Source organism: Pseudoalteromonas sp. A22, assembly GCF_018141345.1.
Taxonomy (GTDB): Bacteria; Pseudomonadota; Gammaproteobacteria; order Enterobacterales; family Alteromonadaceae; genus Pseudoalteromonas; species Pseudoalteromonas maricaloris.
In genome coordinates, this window is record NZ_CP047238.1 from 3550753 (window position 1) to 3577563 (window position 26811).

A 26811-nucleotide genomic window follows, 5' to 3' on the forward strand; every position below is an offset into this window, starting at 1 on the left:
ACAGTAATTCCAATAAACAACACAATTTATCTGCAAGGACAAGTTTACTAACAAAATACAAACAAACCTCTGTGCAACCTTTTTGCTATCGAGTCTACAACTTGATAACTTCACTTCGCATCGGTGCTAGGCGGGCCAGAACTTGATTTTGTACAGAGTGAGCAATCCCAACCTCATTCATTGCGTTGATCAAGAGATCAACCACCCGATTAAAGTCAGACTCACTAATAGCCATGCCGGTGTGGATCTGCACCATGCTATCACCTTCATAATCACAAGGGCCATCTAAGGTATTGCACAGATGAGTGATAAACCCTTCACGAAAGTGCCTAACATTGGACTCTCTAAAATACGGTAAAATAACGTCATCATTGCCAATCTGTTTAATAAACGCGTCTACTAGCTTTTCTGCGCCGGCGTTACCCCCTATTTGCTCATATAGGGAGGTGTGTGGAGTTGAAGCACTACACGCCACGAGGAAAAGCAAGATTGCCGTTAGTGATAGCCATTTCATTTAAAAGTACCCCGTAACAGATAGATACCAACCCGTTTGAGAAGGCTGCCCTGCGATTTTTCCAAGGTCTAGCCATGCCGCCGTCACACTCACTGACTTATTCGGGATCCAAGCGACAAAAACATCTTTCCAATCTGATTCACCAAGTCCAAGGTTGTTGGATTTTTGGCGGTATTCTGCACCGACAGCCCAATGCCTCGATAAAAATACTGCGCTGCTGGCTTCTAGTTGCCAAGGCGCACTATCGTTAGCACCACCATAACCTAGTATGCCAAGTTGATTAGCTCTAGAGTGTCTCATCGTAATATTCCAGAACCAGTTATAACCGCCTACAGCACCCAAATGCAGTTTGCTTGCAGCTAAGTAATAATCCGTTCCTGAGTCATCTTCAGCGCCGAGCAAATTGGCAACCGTAGCATCATCCAAGGACTTATGCTGAATACCAAAGCTCAATTGTGGATATTTACTATAGACGATATCGCCATATAGCCGCACCTTGGCACCGACAATATCTTGCTCAATATCAAGATTAAGCGCATCCACATCGAAGTTTTGTCGAGCGAAACTTAACTCTACGCGATTGAATAAGTTGGCTTGAACGCCACACACATCGAGCTGGTAGTCTTTCAGGCTAGCTCGGCTACAAAACCCGCTGGCGGACCATTCATCTTCCGATGCATATCCAGCAAGCTGCGCCCACGGCACAATGCCACCACCTGCACTTCCCTCAACCTGTGACACCCCGGGAGTCGCTAGTAACTTTCCTGTTGCGGCGTAAGTTGGTCCGCACACTATTAAGCACACAGCAAAAACATTAGCCCACTTCATTATATCTCCCCAGCCACAGGTCAAAGTCTGCGGCTTTGAGCGGCTTACTTAGATAGTAACCTTGTGCATAATCACACTGCATTGACTCAAGTAGTTCAAGCGATGCTTTGTCTTCAACCCCTTCCGCGACCACGCTAAAACCAAGTTGGTGACCAAGCGTGATGGTGGAGCGCACAATAAACTGGTCTTTTTCCGATTGTGCGAGCTTTAAAATAAATACCTTGTCGAGTTTCAGCTCATCAATAGGCAACATTTTTAATCGACCAAGGGAGGTTTGACCCACACCATAATCATCAAGCGAGACCTGCACGCCAAGCTGTTTGAGCGCTTGGAGAACCGCAATGCCTTTTTCCTCATTCTCAATCATGTCTCGCTCAGTAAGCTCTATGGTGATCAACTCAGGTTTGACGTTATATGTGTCTAGTAGCGTCTTAAGATGAGACAAGAAGTTTTTATCTGCGATGTCTTGTGCCGATACATTAATAGCCGCCTTGATGCGTTCACCTTGACGTACCCAATTAGCAACTTGAGACACCACAGTTTTTACTACCCACTGAGTTAACTCAACAATCAAACCTGATTGCTCGGCAAGATCGATAAATAGTTCGGGCGACACCCATTCGCCATTTTTACGTTGCCAACGAATAAGAGACTCAACCTTATCAATACGATTGGTTTTCATATTTAGCTTTGGTTGGTAGGTCATAAAAAGCTGACCATCGTCGTTGGCAATAGCGTGTTTTAGTTCATCAATAATTTGCAGGCGCTCTAGGTGGGCTTCATCTTCACCAGATTGGTAGTAGTAAACATCATGACCATCGTGCGCTGCAGTATCAACTGCGATCAAAGCCCGGCGAACAACATCCTCGGGAGTATGCGCTTGTTTGGGGTAATGCACTACGCCGATACTAAAGTGAAGCGAAATATCTAACCCCTGCACAGTGTAGGGCTTGCTCAGACCTTGATTTAGCATCTCAGCGCATTCAACAATACCAAGCACAGCACTTTGCGGATCGGCACACGCACTCGCTGGATGTGCAACTAAAAACTCATCACCACCAAGCCTAACATTCAATCCGCCTTCTGCCGTATTGATCTCCGCTATCCGTTTCGCCACTGCTTTAATGCAATCATCTCCTACCCGAGGGCCTAGCTTGTCATTGATATGGCGCAATCCCTTTATGTCTATGGCAATAAAGTAATACTCTGCACCACTGCTGAGCATACTATGTAGTTTATCCAAAGCCGCATTACGATTAAAAAAACCAGTTAAATGGTCATGACTGGCTTGAAAGCGGATCTGCTCTTCACGCTCTTGAATGTCTTCGCCCATATCATTAAAAGCGTCAACGAGTTGGCAAATTTCTTGGGTCGGTCGAGCCTCTTCCAGCTTGGCTGAGTAATCCCCTTTAGCAAAGCGTTTTGCCAACTCAGTAAGCTTACTGAGCGGTGTCGTAAGATTCTTGGCAACAATACCACTGGTGATAAAACCAATAAGGATAGTACCGAGGGAGAGTAAAATAATGGTCAACACCATTTTATCGAATTCTTGATACTGAGTAGTTAAATCCGCACTGAGTACCAAACTCACCGGGTTACTTGCAAGAGAAGGTAAGCTCACCTCTGCACTTTCATATACCGGATACTGACTAAGCCACCGTGTCGTTTTTTGCGCCGCTAGGAAAGTAAATAAATCACCACCAAGTGCAAGAGTAGTCAGCGAACTTGCTTTTAGGTTATCAGCGGCACCAACAAAGCTCGTTTCCATTCCTGTCAGCTCTTTGAGCTCTAGCGCCACAGCAGATCCAACCTCAAAGCCAATAATTGAGTATGCAATCGTCCTAGGTGCTCGCACAGGCAAAATAATCACTTGATACAACTGCTCACTAAGCACCACAAAAGCTGAGTGGTCGGTGTGGCTTTGCAACGCTTGCATCCAAGTTCTGGTGTCGCTCGGGAAGTCGAGTCCTTCCCTGTTAGCGGAGATCAGGTCGCCTTTCACATCCAGCAACAGCATTAAGTCGGCATCAATACGGCGGGAGTGATTAAGCAACACACTACTGATGGTTTGTGCGTCTCTCGTCGCGACTGCCTGTTTAAAGCCAAAGTCAGCGGTAAGTACAGTCGCCGCGGTAACCAATAGCTGCTCTCGCGCTTTTAAATATTGTTGATAAACATTTTGTGCCACTTGAATTTTTCTTTGCACTTGCGCTTCATTGAATTTACTTGTGGACCACCAAAAACTTGCCAAGCTCATCCCCGCCGTGACAAGGATAAGCAAAATACAGAGACTAATGATTTTATTTTTAAAGCTGTTATTCATTCATGTTGTCCAAAGCGCTCGCCAAAGGTATTACGCGGCGCTGGATAAGTTGTTTTTATTGTTACGGACATCGGCGCCGTTGTGTTCACTATTTGCACGGTTTGCCGACTATCTATGTCATTAGCTTGATAAGGATGCCATACCGTTACTTGTTTCGTAGAATTCGGCAAAGTTACTAATCCATTCGCATCAGATACCAATACTTGCTTGTCATCTGCAATGTAAATATAGCCCACCATAGAGTCGTGAATGTTACAACCTAACACCACTACACCAGCGTTTTCAAACTTAAGCGGTTGATTTGGCGTGCCAGCGTATAGCTTTAGCTCAAAAGGTTTTACCGCAGAAAACGAATAAACGTGATGACGGATATCATCGCTATTGGGAAAATCAACCAATTGTCCTTTTTGGATGGTAAGGATGAAAGGAACAAACTGTTTATTGATTTGATCCATAACCGCCACTGCTTTTGCTGCTGACTCGACAGGCTCGTCCGTCAATTCAACAACGGCGTGCTGCAAGGGCTTGCCGCTGCCATCTAGCACTGTTAATTGCCCAGCATTTGCGCAGCTTGAATCTAAAAGGAATAAAAAACAAAAACTTAGTAGGAGTAGAACAGACGTTCGCATATCTGACTCTATTTTTTGCAACAATTACGTTAAGTAAAAGAGACCTTGCAATGAAAAGCAAGTGAATTGAGGAAATTGCCCTAATAAACTTGTCTATCAGGGCAACTGAAAAGAATTAATCTATTAAACCGTACTGCTTATCAAGAATATCAATAACTTCTTGGCGAGGATCCGCAGGGATCGTTAGTTCACGACCAACGATTTTACTTGCGATCCCAACGTAAGTTTCGCTTACCGACATCATCACAGCTTCTGGCAAAAGATAATCGCGAGCAAGCGCTTCTCGCTCAGGCATGCGGTCTTTATTCAGCAGCACATCGCTATCTGGTACGTTGTTTATCAATAGCTGACGGAAGCCTTCTTTTGAGTTTTCAACGATCTTACCATCGCGATAAGCAGGGCCATCCCAAATACGTGACGAGTCAGGCGTACCCACTTCATCAATGTAAATTAGGCGCTCTTGGCCATCTTTATCTTCAACGTAACCAAACTCAAATTTAGTATCAACAAAGATCTGATCAAGCTTCTCAAGCTCTTTACTGATCAGGGCAAAGCCCTCGGTTAGCAACTGCTCGTACTTATCCACATCTGCCGCAGATTTAAAGTTGAACGCTGCAAGGTTATCTTCGATGTTTTTACGAGAGATGTTTACGTCATCCACTTCTGGTATGTCTGCTAAACCTTTGATGATCCCTTTGGTTGATGGCGTGATTAAGACATTATCTAGCTTTTGATTGGCCTCTAAACCTGCTGGTAATTGCAAGCCACAAAACTCCCTTACGCCCTTTGCGTAATCGCGCCACATGCTGCCGGTAATATATTGACGCGCAATCGCTTCAACTCTTACCGTACTGGCTTTACGCACAATCCAAACATAAGGATGTGGAATATCAACAATGTGATTACCTGCAAGACCAGCTGTATCAAAAAGTGAAAACCAATGGGAAGCAACGCTGTTAAGCGCAATACCCTTACCCGGTACACCGTTAAGACCATTTTCACCTTGCCAAATACAATCAAACGCTGAAATACGGTCTGAAATGACCATAATTGCCAGTTCTGTACCAACCGGGACTTGATAGCCTTTTTCTTCAATTAAACGTGCACTGTCGGCGTCGGTTAACCAATAAACTGAACGTACTTTACCACTGTGAACCGCACCTTTAGTGCGAATTGGAAGATCGTCATTAACGTCTAAAACTTTGTAGCTACTCATTGTTACTCCAATGACAGGATGCGCCTTGCTAAAGGGCACAAAATAATGAGGGGGTTAGGGTCGCTATAATAGTCGAGCTGAACAAAAATCACAATTTAACTTACACGCTTGTTGTTGAGCTTAACTTGGTTTTGCTTTAGTCATTCTTGTTATACCATCACAACATTATTTGCCAGCGTTGAGGCGTTATGCTTACGATATCTCAATTACAGTTTACATGGCCTAAGTCGAGCATCCCGGTGCTAACCATACCTAAGCTACATATCGCCCGAGGTGAACACGTGTTTTTACATGGTCCAAGCGGCAGCGGTAAATCGACTTTGCTAGGACTTATTGCCGGCACCTTGGATTGCCAGCAGGGAGAAATTGAAATTGCAGGCACAAACGCGAGCGCACTGAGCCGTGGCCAACGAGATAAGTTTAGAGCCGACCATATAGGTACTATTTTTCAGAACTTTAATTTATTGCCCTATTTGTCGCCTATTGAAAACGTTACCCTTGGCTGCGAATTTTCCAAAAAGCGCAGACAAAACATCTCCTCACAGAATAAATCTCTTGAGCAGGAAGCCAAACTTCTGCTCTCTGATCTTGGTATAGACGAGCACACTCAGCAGCGCAGTGTCGCGGAGTTAAGTATTGGCCAACAGCAGCGCGTAGCCGCCGCTCGCGCATTTATTGGCAGGCCCGAAATCATTATTGCCGATGAGCCAACCTCAGCCCTCGATGCCGACAGCCGTGATGGTTTTATTAAATTACTATTTAGCCAAGCCGCGGTTTACAGTGCATCTATTCTCTTTGTCAGTCACGATAAAAGCTTAGCGCCGTTATTTGATAGGCAAGTAAGCTTGCCTGATTTACAACAAGGAGCGCCGCTATGCTAATCAAACTTGCGTGGAAAAGTACGCTAAACCGAAAAGCCAGCGTCGCCCTAACTCTAGTGACCATTGCAATTAGTGTCATGTTGCTGCTGTCGGTTGAGCGTGTACGCCAAGACGCAAAATCCAGCTTCGCGAACACTATTTCTGGCACAGACCTGATTGTCGGCGCACGTACTGGTGATATTCAGCTTTTGCTTTCAAGCGTATTTAGAATTGGTCACGCCAATAATGCCGTACAATGGCAAAGTTACGAGTACATCAAGGCACAACGCGGTGTTGCGTGGAGTATTCCCATTAGCTTAGGCGATAGCCATAAAGGCTTTGCTGTGCTGGGTACAGATGCAAGTTACTTCAGTCATTATCAATACGCTAAAAAACAACACCTCACCTTTGCCACTGGTCGACCATTTCACAATGGCCAAGAAGTCGTGCTTGGGGCTATGGTCGCAAAAAAGCTGGGTTATCAGCTGGGACAAAAAATCGTCATTTCTCACGGTATGGGCAATACCAGTTTCCATCATCATGATGATAATCCGCTGGTTATTTCTGGTATTTTGGCAGCCACGGGAACGCCGGTGGATAAAACACTACATGTGCCGTTAAGTGCCATAGAGAGCATGCATAGCACAGAGCACAACAAGCCATCTCGAATGGTTGCACGAGAACAAGATGCAACGCAGCATGAACATGAACATGAACATGAACATGAACATGAGCATGAACATGACAGTAAAAACAATAGTGCCCTACTTCACAACCTCGACGCTAAGCCCGGTGATTTAATCGGTTCAACAACACAAATCACTGCATTTTTACTTGGTTTTGAGTCACCACTTTATACCCTACAGGTGCGCAGAAATATTAATCAGTATAAAGGTGAACCTTTACTGGCAATTATGCCGGGGGTGACATTGAGGGAATTGTGGGAAATGCTAGATATTGTCGAAAAAATCTTGCTTCTCATTACCCTTGCTGTGGTGTTGATAAGCTTGCTTGGCATGCTAACCTCATTGCTCGCCACGTTGAATCAAAGGCGCCGAGAACTTGCTATCCTACGCTCAGTTGGCGCGCGGCCTTGGCATATTTTTACACTTCTCATTAGCGAAGCAATTTTTATCACCGTGTTAGGGTGTGCTTTCGGTGTAGCGCTTTTTTATGCCTTGCTCATTGCTGCCCAATCCGGCCTACAAAGTCAATTTGGCGTAGTCCTAAGTATCTCAGCGCTCTCAACCTATGAACTCACGCTACTAAGCGTTATTATAGGCGCAGGTACTTTGATCGGCGCCATTCCTGCCGCCCGTGCTTATTTTTACTCGCTTGCCGATGGCATGCAAATTAAAACCTAAGAGGATCAAGATGCAGTTAACCGCACGAACTCACGTTTTTTACTTCATTGCATTCATCACTGCGATGGTATTCAGTGGTATCGCAAACGCGGCACCACCTAAAGAGATATTCTGGGAAGATTTAATTCCAAAAGGGCATGTCCAGATCAGCAATCAAGACGCAGCAAGCCATGATGGCGCCGAGCAAACTTGGGTGCAACCTGATTTAGACGCCCCAGTCGTCAAAGAGTTAGACGGCCAATTAGTCAGCTTACCCGGCTTTGTTGTACCACTTGAAGGTGACAGTGAAGTGATCACCGAATTTTTGTTGGTTCCCTACTTTGGCGCTTGTATTCACGTGCCGCCGCCGCCACCGAACCAAATTGTTCATGTCAAAATCAAAGGCGGTGTTCCGATTGAGAGCCTGTATGATGCAATCACAGTCAGTGGCACGATTAAGGTTTCTACTTGGAAGGGCGACATCGCGCAAACAGGTTATATGATGGAAGCCAAAGGCGTCGCGCCATTTGAGCTCTAAAAGCCATGTAAATCAATAAAAAAGAGTGCCAATACTTAATCGAGCTTGATTGGCACTCTTACCACTGCAAAACATACAATTTTATTTCTGCTATTTGCCCTACTCAGTGGTAGGAACACTGGCATACACCAGTTCGATGAGATTATTCATGGTTCGCGACTTTTGCATATACGCCTTTTCCATATACGCCAGCTCCTGGAGCTCAAATAAGGTACTCTCTACAAGAGAAAACCACTTAGCAGTCGTCTCAGCTATCTCAACCTCTCCACAACTCGATTTTTTATGTGCTTCATAGAGAATATTTAAGTCGTTATATTGACGTAGATAATCCATATCACCCTCAGTAAGTTGTTACCCTTATTTTCATTTCACACTACAGTAACAAAAGCCTCGCTAAAAAATCTTGTCGAACCCATTTTTCTATTAAAATGATGAAAATAAAGTGAAAAGTACACGTAGGTTCTGAAGCGATATATCCATAATTGACTAATTTAATTTCCTCTTGCAGAAACATTTTTATTGATTACAATTACAAGTTAACAAAGATTACACATAAAAATAACTTAGATAGAGTGAACATACTCTCCCATACAAGAAAGGATTAAATTGGTGGGCAATCCCAATTTTAAATATAACGGTGATGACCTTAGAAGAATGCGCCTTGCAGCCCAAAAAACCACGCAGCAAATGGCCGACCTTGTTGGTATTACTCGCCAAACATACGAAAACTATGAAAATGGTGTAAGCCGTATACCTTGGGATCACTTTCAAGTTTGGTGTAACTACTGTGATATTGACCTTTCTCCCATCATTAAACAGTTTCAAGCGCTACGGAGCTTAATTAGTGATACCCAATTAAGACGCAAAAGCCCGACCTCTCCTGATGCAAAGAAAGTGGAAGAGTAAGTATCCTAATTTGTAGATGAAACTGTTACTAAAAGGAAAAATACTGATGACGACAAGCCAAAGAAATATGAAAAAAGCAGGGATAACAAATATAACAACAATCACTAATAATATTGCTCACAAATATTTGCACCACAGCGAAGTAAAACGAGCAGAAGGTGAAAGTCGTGGCAAAGCATTAAAATGCCACAGACTAGAACTTAACACTCAACCAGCGCAGCCCTCGCAAATATTTAACCTTCAGCAGTTACGCGCTATAGCTGGAGGAAGTGATGGTCTTCTAAAAAAAGATCCTAAAACCAAATAATTACAGTTACTTTCAATGATTGATTTTACAGGTACCGTATTAATAATTTAGCCATCGAAAAAGCTTATGAAGGATATGGATATGATGTTATCTATAACACCGAAAAGAATAGATTTTAAGAAATTTGGTTACCTTAAATCAAAACATGGAGTAAGGGGCAGTCACATTTTAGGCAATTTGGTATTTTACTAATAAAAATAAATCCGAAACCAAGTGGGTAGACCACATTTGGCTTTACAAGTTGTTCTCAATATGTGCTTTCCAGAGTACAGTATTAACAACTTTAACCACTGCAAAGCCTATAAGGAATAAGAATGACAACCCGGAATAAAATCCAATTAAAAGCAATAACTGTTAACTTATCACTGCCCATTTATCAACTAAATAGGGTGAAAGGAGGGAGTGGTGGTTTAACAAAAGATGACCCTAGAGGAACGGGAAGTAGCGCTATAAGCTCCACCCCTACAGTACTCCAATATCGAAAAGGCGAGTAAATGAATAAATCATTTAGCTTTCTGCTACTTTTAACTTTCATAGCAACAGGCCTAGCTTATATACTTACAGTACTAAATCAGGAAATCTATCTGCCAATGCTTGTTAGTGTTCTGTTAATCGCATTGTGTGTGAAAAACCAGTTGAATATCATCCACCTCTCGACTCTTCTATCTATTTTAATTTTTTTAGAAATTATTACGATATTTTTCTTGGATCTTTACGCGTCGGACTTCCCTGCATATAAAGCTAATGCGTACATTTATACAGTACATTTTTCCTTTGATTTAGCGTCATTTTACGCAATAAAACATAGAGTAAAAATCTCCTTATTAATAGTAAAACGCTTTCAACCGAGTAAAAGGGAATATGTCTATATGACCCATGCAGATATCCTTCTAGTCGGTATATTCTTCCTTTTCATGATCGTAGATATTAGCGCATTCATTGAAAACTTAATTCGCAATATGGACTATATATTTGGTATTGCAGAGGAAACTGCTAAGCCATTTTGGAGTTGGAATTGGGTATATCAAAGTTATCCGTACGCTAAAGCAATTTTGCTTGCAGCAGTTGTTACAGTACTCCTAGCAACAGTTTACGTTGAACGTTTTCGTCCTGCGCCAATTAATGAAAGTGAAGAAGACTCAACGCTTAAAAAATCCGAGCCACAGCATAGGTCATAGTGATCTGTGCTGCTTTTACCCTAAATCAATTGAAGGAATAAACGATGGATTTAAAACTGAACAAAAAGCAATTGAAGTCATTAGCTGGTAGTAAGCTAATTTTGGATAACAACAAGACCCGTGAAATTGGCGGTGGTTGTTCCTACTATTGTAGTCGCGACTTAAACTGTGACACCGATGGCCCAACGATGGTCTGCCCATCTAAGGCGTTAGCGTGTGTTCCTGAGCCAAATACATTACATTGTGATTGCCCAACTAATATGTGCTAGTCACTAACCTGTCGCGACGCTATGTCGCGACAACAACCCTGTAATTCTCCGTTCAACTTATACCAATCGTATTAAGCATAGACCTCTGCTTGATACTGCTGAAAACGCATAAAGGCCTGACGAGCGCCGGTGATCAATGCATCTTCTTGCGTACTAGTTAACTCAACCGTATCGATAAATTGAATTAAGTGACGCCACGCACTGCCGCGCCCGGCACCTGGGCCTGCTAAGTAACGCGCGCCATATTCACCTGTGACGGGCAAACGCGCCTGCACTTGACGCCCAAGCATCGCGGCCCCGACCTTAGAGCCTTCAACGACATAAAGCGCTCCCAAAGCAGTTGTAAACTCAGTTGAAGTTGTGATAAACGGCGACAAAGACGGCACAGGTAATGTGTGCTGTAAGTCAGCAAAGTCCTGCTCCAACAACCCAAGTCGTCGACGCGATTTGAGATCGTCAATATGCATAGAGAGTTCACGGTGATCATATAATGCAGCGACATCTTTAAGAAACAGGTACTGAAGAGTCAAAAACTGGAGATAACGCTCAATGCTGGCGAACGGGTCTTTTGCCATAATGCTGCTATCTATACTGTCATGAAGATCAGCAGTACTTGCTTTTAATTTCAATGCACGGCTAGTAAGTGCGCTGGCTGCGGTCATGGGACTTCCTGTAATGTAAAGCGAGGGGGAAATGAGTGGACTGTGTTGGCTTTTTGAAAAGCCGCTCCAGCGATTGACACTGGAGCGAAGAAATATATCTAACTATTAGTTAACCTGAGGTTAGTTAGTTGAAGGTAACTCCATAATGCCATCAATCTCAACTTGTGCGCCTTTTGGTAGTTCTTTTACACCAATTGCAGCACGAGCTGGATATGGCTTTCTAAAATACTGAGCCATGATCTCGTTGACCGTTGCAAAGTTACTCAAATCAGTTAGGAAGATATTAACCTTAACCATATCTTGTAACTCGCCACCAGCCTCTTCACATACTGCGATAAGGTTTTTGAACACTTGGTGCGTTTGCTCTGCAAAATCTTCAGAAATAAATTCCATTGTCTCTGGTACCAATGGAATTTGGCCAGATAAATAGACCGCAGTACCAACTTTTACCGCTTGGTTGTAAGTGCCAATTGCTGCTGGCGCTTTATCTGTTGAAATAATAGCTTTGTTCATTAATGTTCCTTTATTTTTTACGATACACGCGTTGTACATCTGGCATCACTCGAATTCGGCGCATAATATCAGCGACATGAATTCGGTTTTTCACGGTAATACCTAAATCAATCACGTATAAATTACTTTCTTTTTCGTCCGTTGCGATTTCGACAATGTTAGCTTGAGTCGTCGCAACCACATTGGTTAATTTAGCCAATGCACCTTGGTGGTTAATAATTTCCACACGCAGCGCTGCTATATATTCTTTCTCAGGGTTGTCTTCCCACTTCACGACAAAGTACTTCGAACGCTCGTTGCGCCAACCCTTAATATTTTTACACTCTTGGCGGTGAACCATTAGGCCTTTGCCTTGGCTCATATATGCTGTGATAGCATCACCCGGCACAGGACGACAACATTTAGCATAGGTTACCAACATGCCTTCTGTTCCGATTATCGCGGCTTTAGCACGTTTAGCAATATCTTCTACCGCATTATCATCTTGCAGTAAACGCTTCGCTATCAATACGCTCATAATATTGCCACAGCCAATCTCAACCAGCAGCTCCAACAAGGTATTGAGGTTATGCTCTTCAAGTACGTTGTCGATTTGCTCTTGAGCAATATCATCTAGCTTATACTCACCCAGTGCCGAGTCGAGCAAACGACGGCCTAGCTGGATCGCCTCTTCTTCTTGTTGGCTCTTGAGGTAATTGCGGATCCCAAGGCGTGCTTTACCCGTTACCACAAAGTTCAGCCAAGTAGCGTTAGGGTGCGCACCTGAGCTGGTAATAACCTCGACCGTTTGGCCGGTATCCAGTGCTTTACTCAAAGGATAAGGCTTACGGTTTACACGAGCACCCACACAGGTATTACCCACATCGGTATGCACGGCATAAGCAAAATCTACCGCAGTTGCGCCCATTGGTAACTCAACAATGCGGCCATCTGGCGTAAAGACGTAAATTTCTTCTGGGAATAATTCGGTTTTAACGTTTTCCACAAATTCAAAAGACGAGCCTGCACTTTGCTGTAGCTCAAGCAAGCTTTGCATCCACTGACGCGCACGCTGCTGCGCGGTATGGCCGGCATTATCACCTGACTTTTTATACATCCAGTGCGCTGCTACCCCTTTATCCGCCATATGATCCATATCATGAGTACGAATTTGGATTTCTACCGGAATACCGTGCGGGCCGACCAGCGACGTATGAAGCGACTGGTAACCGTTGGTTTTCGGTACGGCAATATAGTCTTTAAAGCGAGTTTCAATTGGCTTATATAAATTATGTGCAACGCCTAGCACACGGTAGCAAGTATCCAGGTTGTCGACATTGATCCTAAAGGCGTAAATGTCCATTACCTCGTTAAACATTAACTCTTTATTCAACATCTTGCGGTAAATACTGTATAAGTGCTTTTCACGGCCTTTTACAGAGCCTTGAATACCCGCTTCTTCCAGTCTAGATTCAATTTCAGACTGAATATTGCTGATCACTTCTTTACGATTACCACGTGCTTTGGCGACTTCTGAACGTAACGCACGATAGCGCATTGGATATAACGCCTGAAACCCGAGATCTTCTAACTCATTTTTAATATCATGAATACCAAGACGGTTTGCAATTGGCGCATAAATCTCTAATGTTTCGCGGGCAATTCGACGGCGCTTGTCTGGACGCAAAGCGCCTAGCGTTCGCATATTGTGCGTTCTGTCTGCAAGCTTAATAAGGATGACACGAATATCCTGCGTCATCGCCATGATCATCTTACGATAGTTTTCAGCTTGGAACTCTTTTTTATCTTTGAAGCTCAGTTTATCGAGCTTTGACACCCCTTCCACCAACTCAGCGACCGTATCACCAAAGATCTCCGCTAAGTCGTCTTGGCTAAAGTCAGTGTCTTCAATAACATCGTGCATAAGCGCAGCCATGAGTGTTTCATGATCAAGCCTCATGCTCGCAAGGATCTGGGTTACTTCTACTGGGTGAGTGATATAGGGCTCACCGCTAGAGCGCGTCTGTCCCTCGTGTGCCTCACGGGCCACGACATAGGCTTTTTGCACCAAATCGACGTCTTCTGGTGACAAATATTCTGAGATTTTCTTTTTGAGGCCTTCAAACAGATACATTCACACTCCAATGTTTCAGAGAAGCTATACTCGGCGAGTATAAAACGGGTTACAAGCTAGTTACTTAAGAATATACGATGAAACACCAGCAATGCCAATGAACAATTTATGCTACTTGTTAGGAAATTAAAGGCGTTACGCGTTGTTTAATGTGCTGGCGATTTATACCAATTTGCTTAATTTCAATTGCTATAAAACAATAATGCCAGCAAAAAAGCTGGCATTATTGAATCTAGACAGTGGTTGGATTAGCGATTGCCACCAACGATTGCAGCTACTGCAGCAAGCTCTGCAGCTTCTTGGTGTTGCTGCTCTTCACGGTCGATAATATCAAGCGAGTCAGTGGTTACAAAACCTTGCTCAATTTCACGTAGCGCGATTACGGTTGGCTTGTCGTTTTCAGCATCAACCATAGGATCTTTACCGCCTACAGAAATTTGGCGAGCGCGACGCGCTGCTACTAAAATCAAGTCAAAGCGGTTACCAATTTTATCTACTGCATCTTCTACAGTTACGCGAGCCATCGAAGCACTCCAAATTCAGTTCATTATGCAAAAGGCTAGTTTACTGTATGTCTAGCCTTTCGCCAAGTATTGATGGTTAAAAAACCTCAGGTTTAAAAGTAATTATTTTAGCAAGTCGGCAATAAGTGCTTGATGACGGATAGACTGTGCTTTTTGCTCAAGTCTTGCGGCAATAACAATATGTTCAAGTTCACCGCGTGTTTGCTCAAAGTCATCATTGACAAGAATATAGTCAAACTCGTTATAGTGTGAGCTTTCTGATTTCGCTTCAGCCATGCGACCTGCAATTACTTCTTGAGAGTCTTGGCCACGACCATTTAAGCGCTTTTCTAGCTCCGCAGTTGAAGGAGGTAAAATAAAGATGGTCTTTACTTCAGGCATCAACTCACGCACCTGACGCGCACCCTGCCAGTCGATATCTAAAAACACATCAATACCAGCGGCAAGCTGATCTTCTATCGCTTGTTTTGAAGTGCCGTAGTAATTTTCGAATACTTGTGCCCACTCAAAGAAATCGCCTTTATCGATCAGCTGCTTAAATTCATCAACCGAGACAAAATGGTAATGTACGCCGTTTTCTTCGCCTGGACGAGGAGCACGCGTAGTGTGAGACACCGACACTTTAATATCGTCGTGCTTTTCCAATAACGCTTTGATTAAACTTGATTTACCCGCACCAGAAGGCGCAGAAAGGATAAACAGATTACCGCGTGTAGGTGATGTCATAGTCATTCTCAACAATAAGTACCGGCCGAGTGGTATTGGTTTACTCAAGTCTGCCGCAGAGCTAAAAGCGGGCATTATACCGAGTAACGTATAAGAATACACTAGGGATGAGAATAAGGAAAAGTCGAGGAATAAATTCAGCGTTGTGAGTAACCCAGAAACCTATCACTGTGCTAAATTTATTCCTCTAAAACAGAATGTTATTTTGCCGTGTACAGCGACGCCTACCAAAGTATTCACCTCGTAGGAACGAATTCACCTCGCGCTCTCTTAATAGCTCGCCGCGTAAAGCATCTCCTACCAAAGTATTCACCCAGTAGGAACGAGTTCACCTCGCGCTCTCTTAATAGCTCGCCGCGTAAAGCATCTCCTACCAAAGTATTCACCCAGTAGGAGCGAGTTCATCTCGCGATCTTTTAACTGCTCGCCGCGTGAAGCATCTCCTACCAAAGTATTCACCACGTAGGAACGAGTTCACCTCGTGATCTGTTTAAAGCAAATCAGCTACGCTGCTACGTACTTCTTCAGGCCATACCCCAACTTGTACCTGACCAATGTGCAGCTTTTGCAACAGCAACATCACTAAACGCGATTGGCCAATACCACCTCCTATGGTTTGTGGTAATTCACCCGCTACTAACTGTTGGTGCCAATCTAAGCTCAAGCGTGCTTCGTCATCGGTTAATTTAAGCTGTCTTGCAAGTGAATCAGGACAAACACGAATGCCCATTGACGAGATCTCAAATGCGTCTTCTAGCACCGGGTTCCACACCAAAATATCACCGTTAAGCCCTTGGTATTTGTCACATGTTGGCGTTGACCAATCGTCATAATCCGGCGCACGAACATCGTGAATTTTACCATCACCAAGCTCACCACCAATGCCAATTAAAAATACCGCGCCATATTCTTGGGCAATCGCTTTTTCACGTTGCTTGGCAGTAAAATCTGGATACATAGTGCGTAATTCTTCGCTGTGCACAAAGGTAATTTTCTCAGGAAGGAATGCCGCAATGCCAAACTCATCCTCAACCACTTTTTCCGTTGCTTTAATTGAGCGATAAAGGGTTTCAACCGTTTCTTTTAGTTTTGCCAGCGAACGCTCACTGTTTTCGCAAATCACCTTTTCCCAATCCCACTGATCCACATAGACAGAATGGATTGGCGATAGCTTATCTTCGTCAGGGCGTAGCGCTTTCATGTGCGTATAGAGGCCTTCACCTTTAGCAAAACCATAATCGCCTAGTGTTTTGCGCTTCCACTTAGCAAGTGAATGCACTACCTCAAACTGCGCATCTGGTAGCGTTTTCACTTTTACCTGTACCGCCTGCTCGTGGCCACTTAGGTTGTCTTGAATACCGTCGCCCAAACGCGCCAAAATAGGCGCTTGTACTTCAACTAAACCCAATTGCTCGGTTAGCTGTGCTGAAAATACTTGTTTTACTCGTGCTATCTGTTTTTGTGTCTCTTGATACTTGCTCAACATGGTTAGGTCCTCATTCCCGAATTTGTCGTTTTGTTGAGTCTATATTTAAAGAAACCGACACAAACATCAATAACCCGCAACAAAAACACCTTTACATAATTATTTTCATCAAAAATATGCTATAAATTTTATATAAACGACAATTACTAATGGATATTTACATGGAAAATTATGAGATCGACAATCTGGATAGATCCATCCTTCACGCTTTAAAAGAAAATGCACGAACGCCCTACGCGGAATTAGCAAAAAGATTTGCTGTTAGCGCCGGTACCATCCATGTTCGGGTCGAAAAAATGAAGCAAGCGGGGATCATTGAGGGGACTCAAGTAAGCATTAATGCTAAACGGCTTGGTTATGATGTCTGCTGTTTTATCGGAATAAACTTAAAACACGCCGGCGACTACCCGGGAGCCATTGCACGTTTAAAAGAATTTGAAGAAGTTGTTGAAGCTTACTACACCACGGGCAATTACAGCATTTTTATCAAAGTGATGGCGCGCTCCATCGACCACCTTCAGGATGTGCTTATTAATAAAGTGCAAACCATTGAGTCGATCCAGTCAACCGAAACGCTGATCTCACTGCAAAACCCAATTCAGCGCACCGTTATGCCCTAGCTTCTTTTTTGTTATAATCGCGGGAATTTTTTGATTAGAGTAGTAAGTAGATGGCTGAGAATAGATTCCATCGTGTAAAAAGCGTATTAGATAGACGCCAAACCGACCTCACAGTGTGCCTAGATGAAGTGCATAAGCACCATAATCTGTCAGCGATTGTGCGCACTGCAGACGCGGTTGGCTGTCACCACGTACACGCAGTATGGCCACAAGATCAAAGACGGTTAACAAATAATACCTCAGGCGGCAGCAAAAATTGGGTTGAAACCCATATGCATGAGGATATCGACCAAGCTGTTGCGACAATTCGTGAACAAAACCCAGGTGTACAATTATTAGCTACAAATCTTAGCGATAGCGCCGTTGATTTTCGTGAAATTGATTACACCAAACCTACCGCTATTATTGTCGGTCAAGAGCGTTTAGGGATCTCAGAACGCGCACTTGAGCATGCGGATCAGCACATCGTGATCCCAATGCAAGGTATGGTGCAATCACTCAATGTGTCTGTTGCTGCAGCGCTTATTTTATACGAAGCGCAGCGCCAAAGAGATGCAGCAGGACTGTACAAACGTACAGATATGATGGATCCTGTGGTAAAACATAAGTTACTATTTGAAGGATGTCATCCAATCATTGCAACCCGCTGTCGCGAAAAAGGGCTACCTTACCCGGCACTTGATGAGCATGGTGAAATCGTTGCTGACGACGCTTTTTGGGACATTCTTAAGTTTACGCAGAAGAAATAAATAACGCGGATCGCGCTAGAGGATTAGCATGTCGACACCAAATTTGGCCACTTATCCAATCACCGAATTAAAAGGCGTAGGCCCAAAAGCGGCCGAGCGTTTGGCCAAACTTGGCATTCAATCGGTGCAAGACATGTTATTTCACCTTCCGCTGCGCTATGAAGACCGTGCGCGCACCTATCCTATCTGCGAGCTGCAAGCGCATAGCCATGTCAGTATTGAAGCCGAGATTGAACGCAGCGAAATCACGCAAGGTAAACGCCGCATGTTGGTGTGTTATGTTAATGATGGAACGGGGCGGATCGCGCTGCGCTTTTTCAACTTTAATGCGGCACAAAAAAATGCCATGCAAGCGGGCAAAATAATCCGCTGCTTTGGTGAGGTTCGTCGTGGTCATTATGGCTTTGAAATGGCACACCCAGAATACAGCATCAAAGAGACACGCTCAGCACCGAGCGATCCGAGTCTTGCGACGCTTACCCCAGTTTATCCTACCACCGAAGGATTAAAGCAACTGAGCATTCGAGCAATTGCCGATCAAGCCGTTGAGTTACTACGCAAATATGATGTACCAGACTATTTACCAGCTCAATATCGACCATCGCAGCAAAGCCTAAAAGAAGCGCTGTTATTACTGCACCGTCCACCACAGGAAGTGGATTTAGCACAATTAGAGCTCGGGCAACACCCCGCGCAAGCACGCTTAGCGTTTGAAGAGTTATTGGCGCAAAACCTCAGCTTGCTTAAGCTAAGACAAAAAGGTCAAGCGGTAAAAGCGGTTGCACTACCGCCCACCAACCCACTTGAAGCTCAGTTTTTGTCATCCTTGCCATTTGCCCCCACCAATGCCCAAAGTCGAGTAGTGGCAGAGATCAAAGGCGACTTACAACATCCCTACCCCATGATGCGATTGGTGCAAGGGGATGTTGGCTCAGGAAAAACCCTTGTGGCAGCGCTTAGTGCGTTAACGGCTATCGCGCAGGGTTACCAAGTAGCACTGATGGCACCCACTGAGATCCTATCCGAGCAACACGGCATCAACTTCCTTAATTGGTTTGAACCTATGGGTATAGAAACCGTATGGCTGGGTGGTAAAACCAAAGGTAAGGAACGCACTCATGCGCTTGAGCGTATTGCTTCAGGACAAGCACAGGTGGTGGTCGGCACTCATGCGTTATTCCAAGAGCAAGTACAGTTTTCTAACCTTGCGCTTATCATCATCGACGAGCAACATCGTTTTGGTGTGCATCAGCGCCTAGCGCTGAGAGAAAAGGGTAAGTTTGGCGATTGCTATCCGCATCAGTTAGTCATGACCGCAACCCCAATCCCGAGAACCTTGGCAATGACGGCCTATGCAGATCTTGAAACCTCAATTATTGATGAGCTACCACCGGGCAGAACACCAATCACGACCGTCGCCGTGCCAGACACCAGACGCAATGAAGTGATAAAAAAAGTACAAAAGGCCTGTGTTGAAGATAAACGTCAAGTTTACTGGGTATGTACGCTGATAGATGAGTCGGAGGCGTTACAATGCCAAGCCGCAGAAGACACCGCCAAAGCACTTGCCGAAGCCTTGCCTGAACTTAATATTGCGCTGGTACATGGCCGTATGAAAGCCCAAGAAAAACAGGCCATCATGGACGAGTTTAAACAAGGTCATACCCATGTGCTGGTTGCCACAACCGTGATTGAAGTTGGCGTGGATGTACCCAATGCTAGCCTTATCATCATTGAAAACCCTGAGCGTTTGGGTCTGGCGCAGCTTCACCAATTACGCGGCCGTGTTGGTCGCGGACAAATCGCATCACATTGTTTACTGCTTTACCATGCGCCACTGTCGGTCACTGCGCAAAAGCGTTTGGGGGTGCTTAGAGAAAGTAACGACGGATTTGTCATCGCTGAGCGCGACCTTGAGATCCGCGGCCCGGGTGAAGTGCTTGGTACAAAACAAACTGGATTGGCAGAGTTAAAAATTGCCGATCTTAGTCGTGATAAACATTTATTACCACAAGTGAGAAGCCTCGCTTTTACCGTGCTTAAAAACCACAGCGATATTGTTGACCCGATTATCTGGCGCTGGATGGGTGATAAGAGCGAACTGGCAATGGCGTAAGCCTGAAACGTCAAATGATATAGAGATCGCGGATAAACTCGCTCCCACTAGTGTGTTTTGTAGGTCGAGATTTATCTCGACAGCATAAGCTGAAACGTCGGAGCCGCTTTATGCGGCGAGCAGTTAAGAGATCGCGAGGTGAACTCGCTCCCACTAGCGCGTTTTGTAGGTCGAGATTTATCTCGACAGCATAAGCTGAAACGTCGGAGCCGCTTTATGCGGCGAGCAGTTAAGAGATCGCGAGGTGAACTCGCTCCCACTAGCGCGTTTTGTAGGTCGAGATTTATCTCGACAGCATAAGCTGAAACGTCGGAGCCGCTTCATGCGGCGAGCTGTAAAAAGATCGCGAGGTGAACTCACTCCCACAACATGAGCCAGCTCCCACAAAATGAGTCGGATCTCACAAAATAAACTCGTTCTCACAACTCTCTCATACAAAATAACCCGTCGCGCTACGCTTGCTTCTTTTATCAAAGCTTGGCTACCATCTCTCTACATCAACTAAAAAGACTCAAAAATGAATCCTTTACTACGCGCTGTATGCGCCTCCTTTGCCGCTTGCGTGGCATCAATCGCCTCTGCAAAAGCAGTTTACCCAGATGTACCAGAGCAGATTAATCCATCTGCCAAATACGTTTTTTACTCTCATGGCTATATCGTTGAAGGTGATAATGAAACGCCCATTCATAAGCGCTGGGGTAAATATGACTTTCCAGCCATCAAACAAGCATTAAGCGACGATACTTATACGCTAATTGCTGAGCACCGCCCTAAAGGCGTCGCACCAGAAGCGTATACAAAAACCTTGGTTAGCAAGGTTCACAACTTACTGGACGCAGGCGTCAGCGCCAGCAACATTACACTCGTGGGGTTTTCTCGCGGTGGCGCATTAACGATAATGGCAAGTGATGCATTAAAAAATGATGCCATTCACTACGTGGTACTAGCTGGCTGCGCTGGGCTTATCAAAAGTAAAACCGAAATTCAGCTCTACGGCAAGGTGTTGTCCGTTTACGAAACCTCAGATCAAGTAGGTTCTTGCGACTTTGTGAAAGCACGCTCTGCAAACCTCAAAAGCTTTACTGAGCTTTCGATTTCAACCGGTAAGGAACACGGCGCTTTTTATCTCCCGAGAGACGAGTGGTTAAAGCCCGTTAAAAGCTGGATTTTAAACCACTAAACCATTAGCACGTCGCTATAACAATGACGCGCCGTGCTGAGCTTTCCTTCAGAACCTATCTACACATAAAATTCCTATTTTGAAAACAAAACTCTGTTTACTTATTGCACTTTTAAAAATGCTCTCTATAATTGAACCTTATTCGAATAACATTCGAATAAGGTTCAAACCCTAAGGAGAAACGATGGCACCGGCACCTAAATATGATAAAGAAACTCAGCAACGCATGATTTTAAACGCTGCGGAACAATGCATTAATGAGTCTTCAGTCACTGACTTTACAATGGCAAAAGTCTCTTTGCTTGCAGGATTGTCTATGGGCTCAATCTATAAATTTGTGCAGACCAAAGAAGACCTAGTAATGGCGCTGGCCTACGAGTCTTTTACCCATACATCCAGTGTTTTTAAGCAAGTGTTGTCCTTACCACTTAGCACGCCAGAACGCATGCTCGCGGTGTGTCTTATCTCGCCACAAAAGCTTAAACGCTTCTCTTTTGATTATGAATTACAGTCCTACTCCACCAATGAGGCGGTGATCAAAAGGGCTTCTGAGTTTTGGACCAATAAAATTATCGAATCCTGTGGTGGTTGTGAAAACGTGTTTAAACAGGCGCTGATTGATGGCATTGAAGCAGGTGAGTTGCAAGCTACACCAGATCTACACGACATGGTGGAAGAAATTATCATCACCGGATGGGCGCTTACCGTAGGATATGAACAAGTATTGCGCGTACAACAAACTAAACAAATTGTAGAGGGCACGGCTTCATTGCTCACACCACTTGAGCTTAATGATCCTGTTATTCGCAGCACGGTAAGGCTACTTAACAGTTATCCATGGCAACAGCCTATCACTCAAGATTCTCTGGTACGCATAGAGAAAGAATTGCAAGCGCTCGAGCTTCGTTAACTTAAGGAAATCACAATGAACATCAAACGTTGGCTTATGGCCGTTGTCCTCATTCTCATCGTTATTACCAGCCTTGGTTTTGTGAAGTTTACACAAATCCAAGCGGCAATCGCCTTTGGGGAATCTTTCCCAGAACCCTCGGCTTCGGTCAAAAGCACGTATGTATCAACCACTGAGCATATTAAATCGGTTAAGGTTGTAGGTCAGCTCCATGCCAAGCGCACCGTGACCATTAGTAATGAGTATCCCGGTCTTATCACTTACGTCGGTTTTAAGCCCGGTGAGCAAGTAGCAGCGAACCAAGTATTATTGCGCTTAGATAGCAGCATTGATGAGGCAAATCTATTAGCGGCTAAAGCTCGAGTAAAGCTCGCTAAATCAACCTATCAACGGGTTGCCAAATTACTAGAACAAAAGCGGATCAGCCCAGATGAGGTAGACAAAGCCGAAGCCGAGGTGGCAATTAATCAGGCAGACGTAAAACGACTAACCACATTAATCGAGAAAAAAACCATTCGTGCACCTTACCCGGGTCAAACGGGGTTAGAACAATATCAGGTTGGTCAATTACTTGATGCCAATAGCGAAATCACTTTCTTGGTTGGGTTAGACGACAGCATTTGGGTAGATTTCAAAATTCCACAAACCTTACCACAACCTAATATAGGCGAAGACGTTAGCGTGGCAATTTCTAATGCTAGCAGCCAAATGCCTGCTCGCGTATCAGCCAAAATGCCAATGGTCGATGTCGCATCGCGTCAACAAAGTTATCGTGCTGAGCTACAAAACAGCGATGGCACACTCAGCCACAACCAAATGGTGTTAGTCAATGTACCAACCGAGGTCGTGAGCGCGGCAGTTGTGCCAACCAATGCGATTACTCGTAATCACTTTGGTGAATTTGTTTATGTACTTGAAAAGGACGACAGCCAAAATTGGCGGGCAAAACCGGTAAAAATCACATTAGGTGATAAGGTCAACGATCAGCAACTTGTGCTATCTGGCCTGCGTGGTGGTGAATTTATTGCTGCTGAAGGCGCATTTAAGCTACAAGAAAACTTACTGGTTTATACCGATCAAGTTGCCGCTGTTGATGGCAATAACGGAGGCCAGTAATGAGCGCATTACACGAAAATAAGCCGTCTATCATGGATATTTTTGTTAACCGGCCGGTACTAGCGATCGTGGTGTCATTGCTTATTGTACTAGCGGGTTTTAATGCCGCCCGAGATATATCGGTGCAGCAATATCCAAAAATAGAAAGTGCCTCACTGGTGATCAACACTGTTTATACGGGCGCTGCGGCGGACGTTGTAAAAGGCTATGTTACCGAGCCCATTGAGCGAGTGGCCTCTACCGTTCCGGGTGTCGACTATGTAGACTCAATAACTACCTCTGGACTTAGCAAAGTCACCGCTTGGCTTGAACTTAATCACAGTACCACCGACGCCTTGGCTGAGCTGACTACCCGATTAAACCAGATTAAGTTTGAGTTACCCAGCGGAGCGGAAGATCCAGCCATTCAAATCGTGCGTGCCGACAGCCCATATGCGGTATTCTATCTCGATGTAGAATCTCAAGGTCTGCCACGTAATAACGTTAGCGATTATTTGATCCGAAATGTTGTCCCTTCTATGTCTGATATTCCCGGTGTACAAAAAGTGACACTGGAAGGTGGCCGCGATCCAGCAATGCGAATTTGGCTCGATACCGAAAAGCTCGCTATTTATGGCGTAAGTGCTAGCGATGTATTTGCCGCGCTACAAACAAACAATACCATTGCCACCTTAGGTTACAGTGAAAATAACAGACAGCGCATCGATCTGATGGCCAATACCTCGTTAAAAACGGTAGCAGATTTTAACAACCTAGTGGTAAAAGAAATCGATGGCACACAACTCAAGCTTGGTAACATCGCCACGGTAGAACTTGGTGAGGCCGAAGGCATGGTAACCGCACGCCTTGATGACCACGATACGGTATTCTTAGCGGTGTGGGCATTACCAGGTGCCAATGAAATCGATATTGGTGATGCCCTGTATAAAAAGATTGATGAGATAAATACCATCTTACCCGACGGCATGCATTTAAGAATTGGCTACGATGGTACGCTTTATATGCGTGATTCCATAAAAGAAATCTTCACCACGCTGGGAGAAACCGTCCTACTCGTAGGGATTGTTGTACTCGCCATGATGGGCTCGTTTAGAACCGCCATGGTGCCGCTGGTTACCATACCTATCTCGATTTTAGGCGCAATCGCGGTGATCTCAGCAATGGGCTTTTCACTCAACCTACTGACTATTTTGGCTATCGTGCTTTCTGTTGGATTAGTGGTGGATGATGCCATCGTGGTAGTTGAAAACGTTGCGCGCCATATGCGCGAAGGCAAACCCAGATTACAAGCGGCGCTTATCAGTTCACGTCAATTACTCGTCCCAATAATTGCCATGACGCTGACCCTTGCAGCGGTCTACGCGCCAATCGGATTTTTAACAGGTTTAACGGGTTTCTTATTCAGAGAGTTCGCGTTCACCCTAGCCATTGCGGTATTAATTTCTGGACTGGTTGCTATTACCTTATCACCCATTATGAGTGCTTACGTTAATCCCGAAGGCGGTAAAGAAGGTAAATTAACGCAAAAGGTCAATGGCTATTTTGATCGATTACAAGCGTTCTACTTTCGAGCGCTAGATACCTTGTTTAAGTGGCGCCCACAGGTCTTTTTTGTCGCTATCGTGTTCTCTTTATTGTCGGTGCCGTTTTACCTGTTATCACAAAAAGAGCTAGCCCCTATCGAAGATCAAAGCAGTATCCAAGTCGTAGTGGAAGCACCACCTGAGTCTTCTCAAGCTTATACGTCAGCGAAAATGAATGACACTGCCGAGGTCATGAATGCCACTGAAGGCGCTGAGTTTACTTGGCAGATTATTACGGCGGCAGCAGGTTTTGGTGGTGTAGAGCTTGCACCATTTGATGAGCGAGAAAACTCAGTACACGACTTACTATACGATCTATACGGCCGGTTAGGCAGCGTGACTGGGCTAAGTTTATTCCCTATTTTACCGGCATCGCTTCCTACCGCAGGGCAGTTTGACGTTGAAGTAGTATTCCGTGCCAGTGACGATCCAACCGCGATGAAGCAGTACGCCGATGAGATTATTCAACGGGCAACCGCCAGTGGCAACTTTATGTTCGTCAATACCGACCTAAAAATCGACCTGCCGCAAGCCGAGCTCGAAATCGACCGAGAGCTAGTTGCAGACTTAGGTCTCAGTTTGTCGTCGGTAAACGAGCAACTTAGTATTTATATGTCGAATAATTTTGCCAACTACTTCAACAAAGAAGGTAAAGCCTACCGCGTCATTCCCATTGTGGGCGATGGCGAAAGGTACAATCCTGAGAACATTCTTAATATGCAAGTAAGAACGGATGCTGGCGATCTTATTCCTATTTCAGCGTTTGCTACCTTGCGCACCTTTACAAGCCCTAGAGTGCTTGGCTCATTCAACCAGCAAAACTCGTTTAGAATATTGGCAGGCACACTACCACACATAACCAAAGAGCAAGCGCTCACACAGGTAGAGGAAATTGCAGCAGACGTCTTACCTAGTCACTACTCAATTGACTACGCTGGCGAATCAAGACAGTTAAGAAAAGAAGGCAACACCATGGTTGGCGTACTTTTGTTTGCCATGATAGTGGTGTTTTTCTTACTGACGATCCAGTTCAACAGCTTTAGAGATCCGCTCGTGGTACTACTCGGCTGCGCACCACTGGCACTTGCAGGCGCATTGATGCTACCGTTTTTATCACTCACGACAGTCAACATTTACAGCCAAATCGGCCTAATCACGCTTATCGGCTTAATAGCCAAAAATGGCATCTTGATTGTTGAATTTGCGAATCATTTACAGCTTGAAGGTAAATCGAAATTTGAGGCGGTAAAAGGGGCTGCGGCCACACGTCTAAGACCTATACTGATGACTACAGGTGCAACCGTGCTTGGTCACTTCCCGTTGGTCTTGGTAACCGGCGCAGGCGCAGAAGCGCGCAACAGCATAGGTATTATCTTAGTCGCAGGCATGCTCATCGGTACTTTCTTCACTTTGATTGTCTTACCGCTGCTTTATGAAAAGCTAGCCAGCGATCACCGTGGCGAAGCCGAAACTATTGAAACCTATCCTGAAGCACCGTTAGTAGGCAAAGTCAGTATGACGTGATAACTGGCTAACAACCAAAAGGACACTAAGGGCCATGCTTAGTGTCGTTTTTAATTGGTAAAACCTTTCTTTTGATAA

26 protein-coding genes are annotated in these 26811 nt (G+C 44.6%); 14 read left to right on the plus strand and 12 right to left on the minus strand.

All coding sequences use genetic code 11. The features are described 5' to 3' along the window. Positions 1–94 precede the first annotated feature (94 nt). The 5 genes from GSF04_RS20925 to GSF04_RS20945 all read right to left on the minus strand — a co-directional run bounded on the left by GSF04_RS20925 (position 95) and on the right by GSF04_RS20945 (position 5510). Positions 95–514: a group 1 truncated hemoglobin gene (locus tag GSF04_RS20925; protein WP_211858694.1), complete on the minus strand. Its 420-nt coding sequence runs from the start codon at positions 512–514 to the stop codon at positions 95–97. Beyond that, complete coding sequence (locus tag GSF04_RS20930; protein WP_211858695.1) at positions 515–1342, minus strand: DUF3034 family protein; 828 nt, start codon at positions 1340–1342, stop codon at positions 515–517. After that, positions 1329–3665 carry an EAL domain-containing protein gene (locus tag GSF04_RS20935; protein ID WP_211858696.1) on the minus strand — a complete coding sequence of 779 codons (2337 nt, stop codon included), beginning with the start codon at positions 3663–3665 and terminating at the stop codon, positions 1329–1331. The genes GSF04_RS20930 and GSF04_RS20935 overlap by 14 nt, the downstream gene beginning before the upstream one ends. Further along, positions 3662–4294: a methylamine utilization protein gene (locus GSF04_RS20940; RefSeq protein WP_211858697.1), complete on the minus strand. Its 633-nt coding sequence runs from the start codon at positions 4292–4294 to the stop codon at positions 3662–3664. The genes GSF04_RS20935 and GSF04_RS20940 overlap by 4 nt, the downstream gene beginning before the upstream one ends. 115 nt (positions 4295–4409) lie before the next feature. Beyond that, positions 4410–5510, minus strand: a complete 1101-nt coding sequence (locus GSF04_RS20945) for a phosphoribosylaminoimidazolesuccinocarboxamide synthase (protein WP_211858698.1) — start codon at positions 5508–5510, stop codon at positions 4410–4412. A 188-nt stretch (positions 5511–5698) separates the two neighbouring features. Between GSF04_RS20945 and GSF04_RS20950 the strand changes: the two genes are divergently transcribed. From GSF04_RS20950 to GSF04_RS20960, 3 genes are read left to right on the plus strand one after another with little or no spacing between them, the layout of a single operon-like run. Continuing rightward, positions 5699–6391 carry an ABC transporter ATP-binding protein gene (locus GSF04_RS20950; RefSeq protein WP_211858699.1) on the plus strand — a complete coding sequence of 231 codons (693 nt, stop codon included), beginning with the start codon at positions 5699–5701 and terminating at the stop codon, positions 6389–6391. Then, positions 6385–7734, plus strand: a complete 1350-nt coding sequence (locus GSF04_RS20955; RefSeq protein WP_211858700.1) for an ABC transporter permease — start codon at positions 6385–6387, stop codon at positions 7732–7734. Before GSF04_RS20950 ends, GSF04_RS20955 begins: the two co-directional genes overlap by 7 nt. A 10-nt stretch (positions 7735–7744) precedes the next feature. After that, positions 7745–8251 carry a DUF3299 domain-containing protein gene (locus GSF04_RS20960; RefSeq protein ID WP_211858701.1) on the plus strand — a complete coding sequence of 169 codons (507 nt, stop codon included), beginning with the start codon at positions 7745–7747 and terminating at the stop codon, positions 8249–8251. 99 nt (positions 8252–8350) lie between these two features. On the opposite strand, the gene GSF04_RS20965 is transcribed toward GSF04_RS20960, so the two are convergent. Next, positions 8351–8584 carry a hypothetical protein gene (locus GSF04_RS20965; RefSeq protein WP_211858702.1) on the minus strand — a complete coding sequence of 78 codons (234 nt, stop codon included), beginning with the start codon at positions 8582–8584 and terminating at the stop codon, positions 8351–8353. A 255-nt stretch (positions 8585–8839) separates the two neighbouring features. On the opposite strand from GSF04_RS20965, the gene GSF04_RS20970 reads away from it, so the two are divergent. The 4 genes from GSF04_RS20970 (at position 8840) to GSF04_RS20985 (ending at position 10911) form a co-directional block, all read left to right on the plus strand. Next, a complete protein-coding gene (locus GSF04_RS20970) occupies positions 8840–9157 on the plus strand; it encodes a helix-turn-helix transcriptional regulator (protein ID WP_130127052.1) in 318 nt (105 codons plus the stop codon). 46 nt (positions 9158–9203) lie between these two features. After that, positions 9204–9464, plus strand: a complete 261-nt coding sequence (locus tag GSF04_RS20975) for a hypothetical protein (protein WP_211858703.1) — start codon at positions 9204–9206, stop codon at positions 9462–9464. A gap of 494 nt (positions 9465–9958) precedes the next feature. Continuing rightward, the gene (locus GSF04_RS20980; protein ID WP_211858704.1) at positions 9959–10642 is read left to right on the plus strand and encodes a hypothetical protein; all 684 of its coding nucleotides are present in this window, start codon (positions 9959–9961) and stop codon (positions 10640–10642) included. A gap of 44 nt (positions 10643–10686) precedes the next feature. Beyond that, a complete protein-coding gene (locus tag GSF04_RS20985) occupies positions 10687–10911 on the plus strand; it encodes a hypothetical protein (RefSeq protein WP_193521847.1) in 225 nt (74 codons plus the stop codon). 71 nt (positions 10912–10982) lie between these two features. Here GSF04_RS20985 and GSF04_RS20990 read toward each other — a convergent pair whose 3' ends face one another. The 6 genes from GSF04_RS20990 to asnA all read right to left on the minus strand — a co-directional run bounded on the left by GSF04_RS20990 (position 10983) and on the right by asnA (position 16935). Beyond that, positions 10983–11573, minus strand: a complete 591-nt coding sequence (locus GSF04_RS20990) for a biliverdin-producing heme oxygenase (RefSeq protein ID WP_211858705.1) — start codon at positions 11571–11573, stop codon at positions 10983–10985. Positions 11574–11693: 120 nt separating this feature from the next. Further along, positions 11694–12086, minus strand: coding sequence for a RidA family protein (locus GSF04_RS20995; RefSeq protein ID WP_010374286.1), 393 nt, complete (start codon positions 12084–12086; stop codon positions 11694–11696). A 10-nt stretch (positions 12087–12096) separates the two neighbouring features. Continuing rightward, complete coding sequence (gene spoT, locus GSF04_RS21000; protein WP_010605866.1) at positions 12097–14199, minus strand: bifunctional GTP diphosphokinase/guanosine-3',5'-bis pyrophosphate 3'-pyrophosphohydrolase; 2103 nt, start codon at positions 14197–14199, stop codon at positions 12097–12099. Between the two features lie 248 nt (positions 14200–14447). After that, the gene (gene rpoZ, locus GSF04_RS21005; protein ID WP_010374289.1) at positions 14448–14723 is read right to left on the minus strand and encodes a DNA-directed RNA polymerase subunit omega; all 276 of its coding nucleotides are present in this window, start codon (positions 14721–14723) and stop codon (positions 14448–14450) included. A 102-nt stretch (positions 14724–14825) separates the two neighbouring features. Beyond that, on the minus strand, positions 14826–15449 hold the full coding sequence (gmk, locus tag GSF04_RS21010) for a guanylate kinase (RefSeq protein WP_099030438.1): 624 nt from the start codon (positions 15447–15449) through the stop codon (positions 14826–14828). A gap of 490 nt (positions 15450–15939) precedes the next feature. Then, on the minus strand, positions 15940–16935 hold the full coding sequence (asnA, locus tag GSF04_RS21015) for an aspartate--ammonia ligase (protein ID WP_211858706.1): 996 nt from the start codon (positions 16933–16935) through the stop codon (positions 15940–15942). A gap of 161 nt (positions 16936–17096) precedes the next feature. Here asnA and asnC point away from each other — a divergent pair, with 161 nt between their 5' ends. From asnC to GSF04_RS21050, 7 genes are all read left to right on the plus strand, one after another. Beyond that, on the plus strand, positions 17097–17555 hold the full coding sequence (asnC, locus tag GSF04_RS21020) for a transcriptional regulator AsnC (RefSeq protein WP_010374296.1): 459 nt from the start codon (positions 17097–17099) through the stop codon (positions 17553–17555). Positions 17556–17605: 50 nt separating this feature from the next. After that, positions 17606–18304, plus strand: a complete 699-nt coding sequence (gene trmH, locus GSF04_RS21025; protein WP_010605868.1) for a tRNA (guanosine(18)-2'-O)-methyltransferase TrmH — start codon at positions 17606–17608, stop codon at positions 18302–18304. A 28-nt stretch (positions 18305–18332) separates the two neighbouring features. Continuing rightward, on the plus strand, positions 18333–20420 hold the full coding sequence (recG, locus tag GSF04_RS21030; RefSeq protein ID WP_211858707.1) for an ATP-dependent DNA helicase RecG: 2088 nt from the start codon (positions 18333–18335) through the stop codon (positions 20418–20420). Positions 20421–20937: 517 nt separating this feature from the next. Beyond that, the gene (locus GSF04_RS21035) at positions 20938–21600 is read left to right on the plus strand and encodes an alpha/beta hydrolase (protein WP_211858708.1); all 663 of its coding nucleotides are present in this window, start codon (positions 20938–20940) and stop codon (positions 21598–21600) included. 184 nt (positions 21601–21784) lie between these two features. Next, complete coding sequence (locus GSF04_RS21040; RefSeq protein WP_211858709.1) at positions 21785–22510, plus strand: TetR/AcrR family transcriptional regulator; 726 nt, start codon at positions 21785–21787, stop codon at positions 22508–22510. Between the two features lie 15 nt (positions 22511–22525). Next, positions 22526–23626 (plus strand): efflux RND transporter periplasmic adaptor subunit, encoded by a 1101-nt coding sequence (locus GSF04_RS21045; protein ID WP_211858710.1) that lies wholly within the window; start codon positions 22526–22528, stop codon positions 23624–23626. Then, the gene (locus GSF04_RS21050; RefSeq protein WP_211858711.1) at positions 23626–26733 is read left to right on the plus strand and encodes an efflux RND transporter permease subunit; all 3108 of its coding nucleotides are present in this window, start codon (positions 23626–23628) and stop codon (positions 26731–26733) included. The genes GSF04_RS21045 and GSF04_RS21050 overlap by 1 nt, the downstream gene beginning before the upstream one ends. Positions 26734–26811 lie beyond the last annotated feature (78 nt).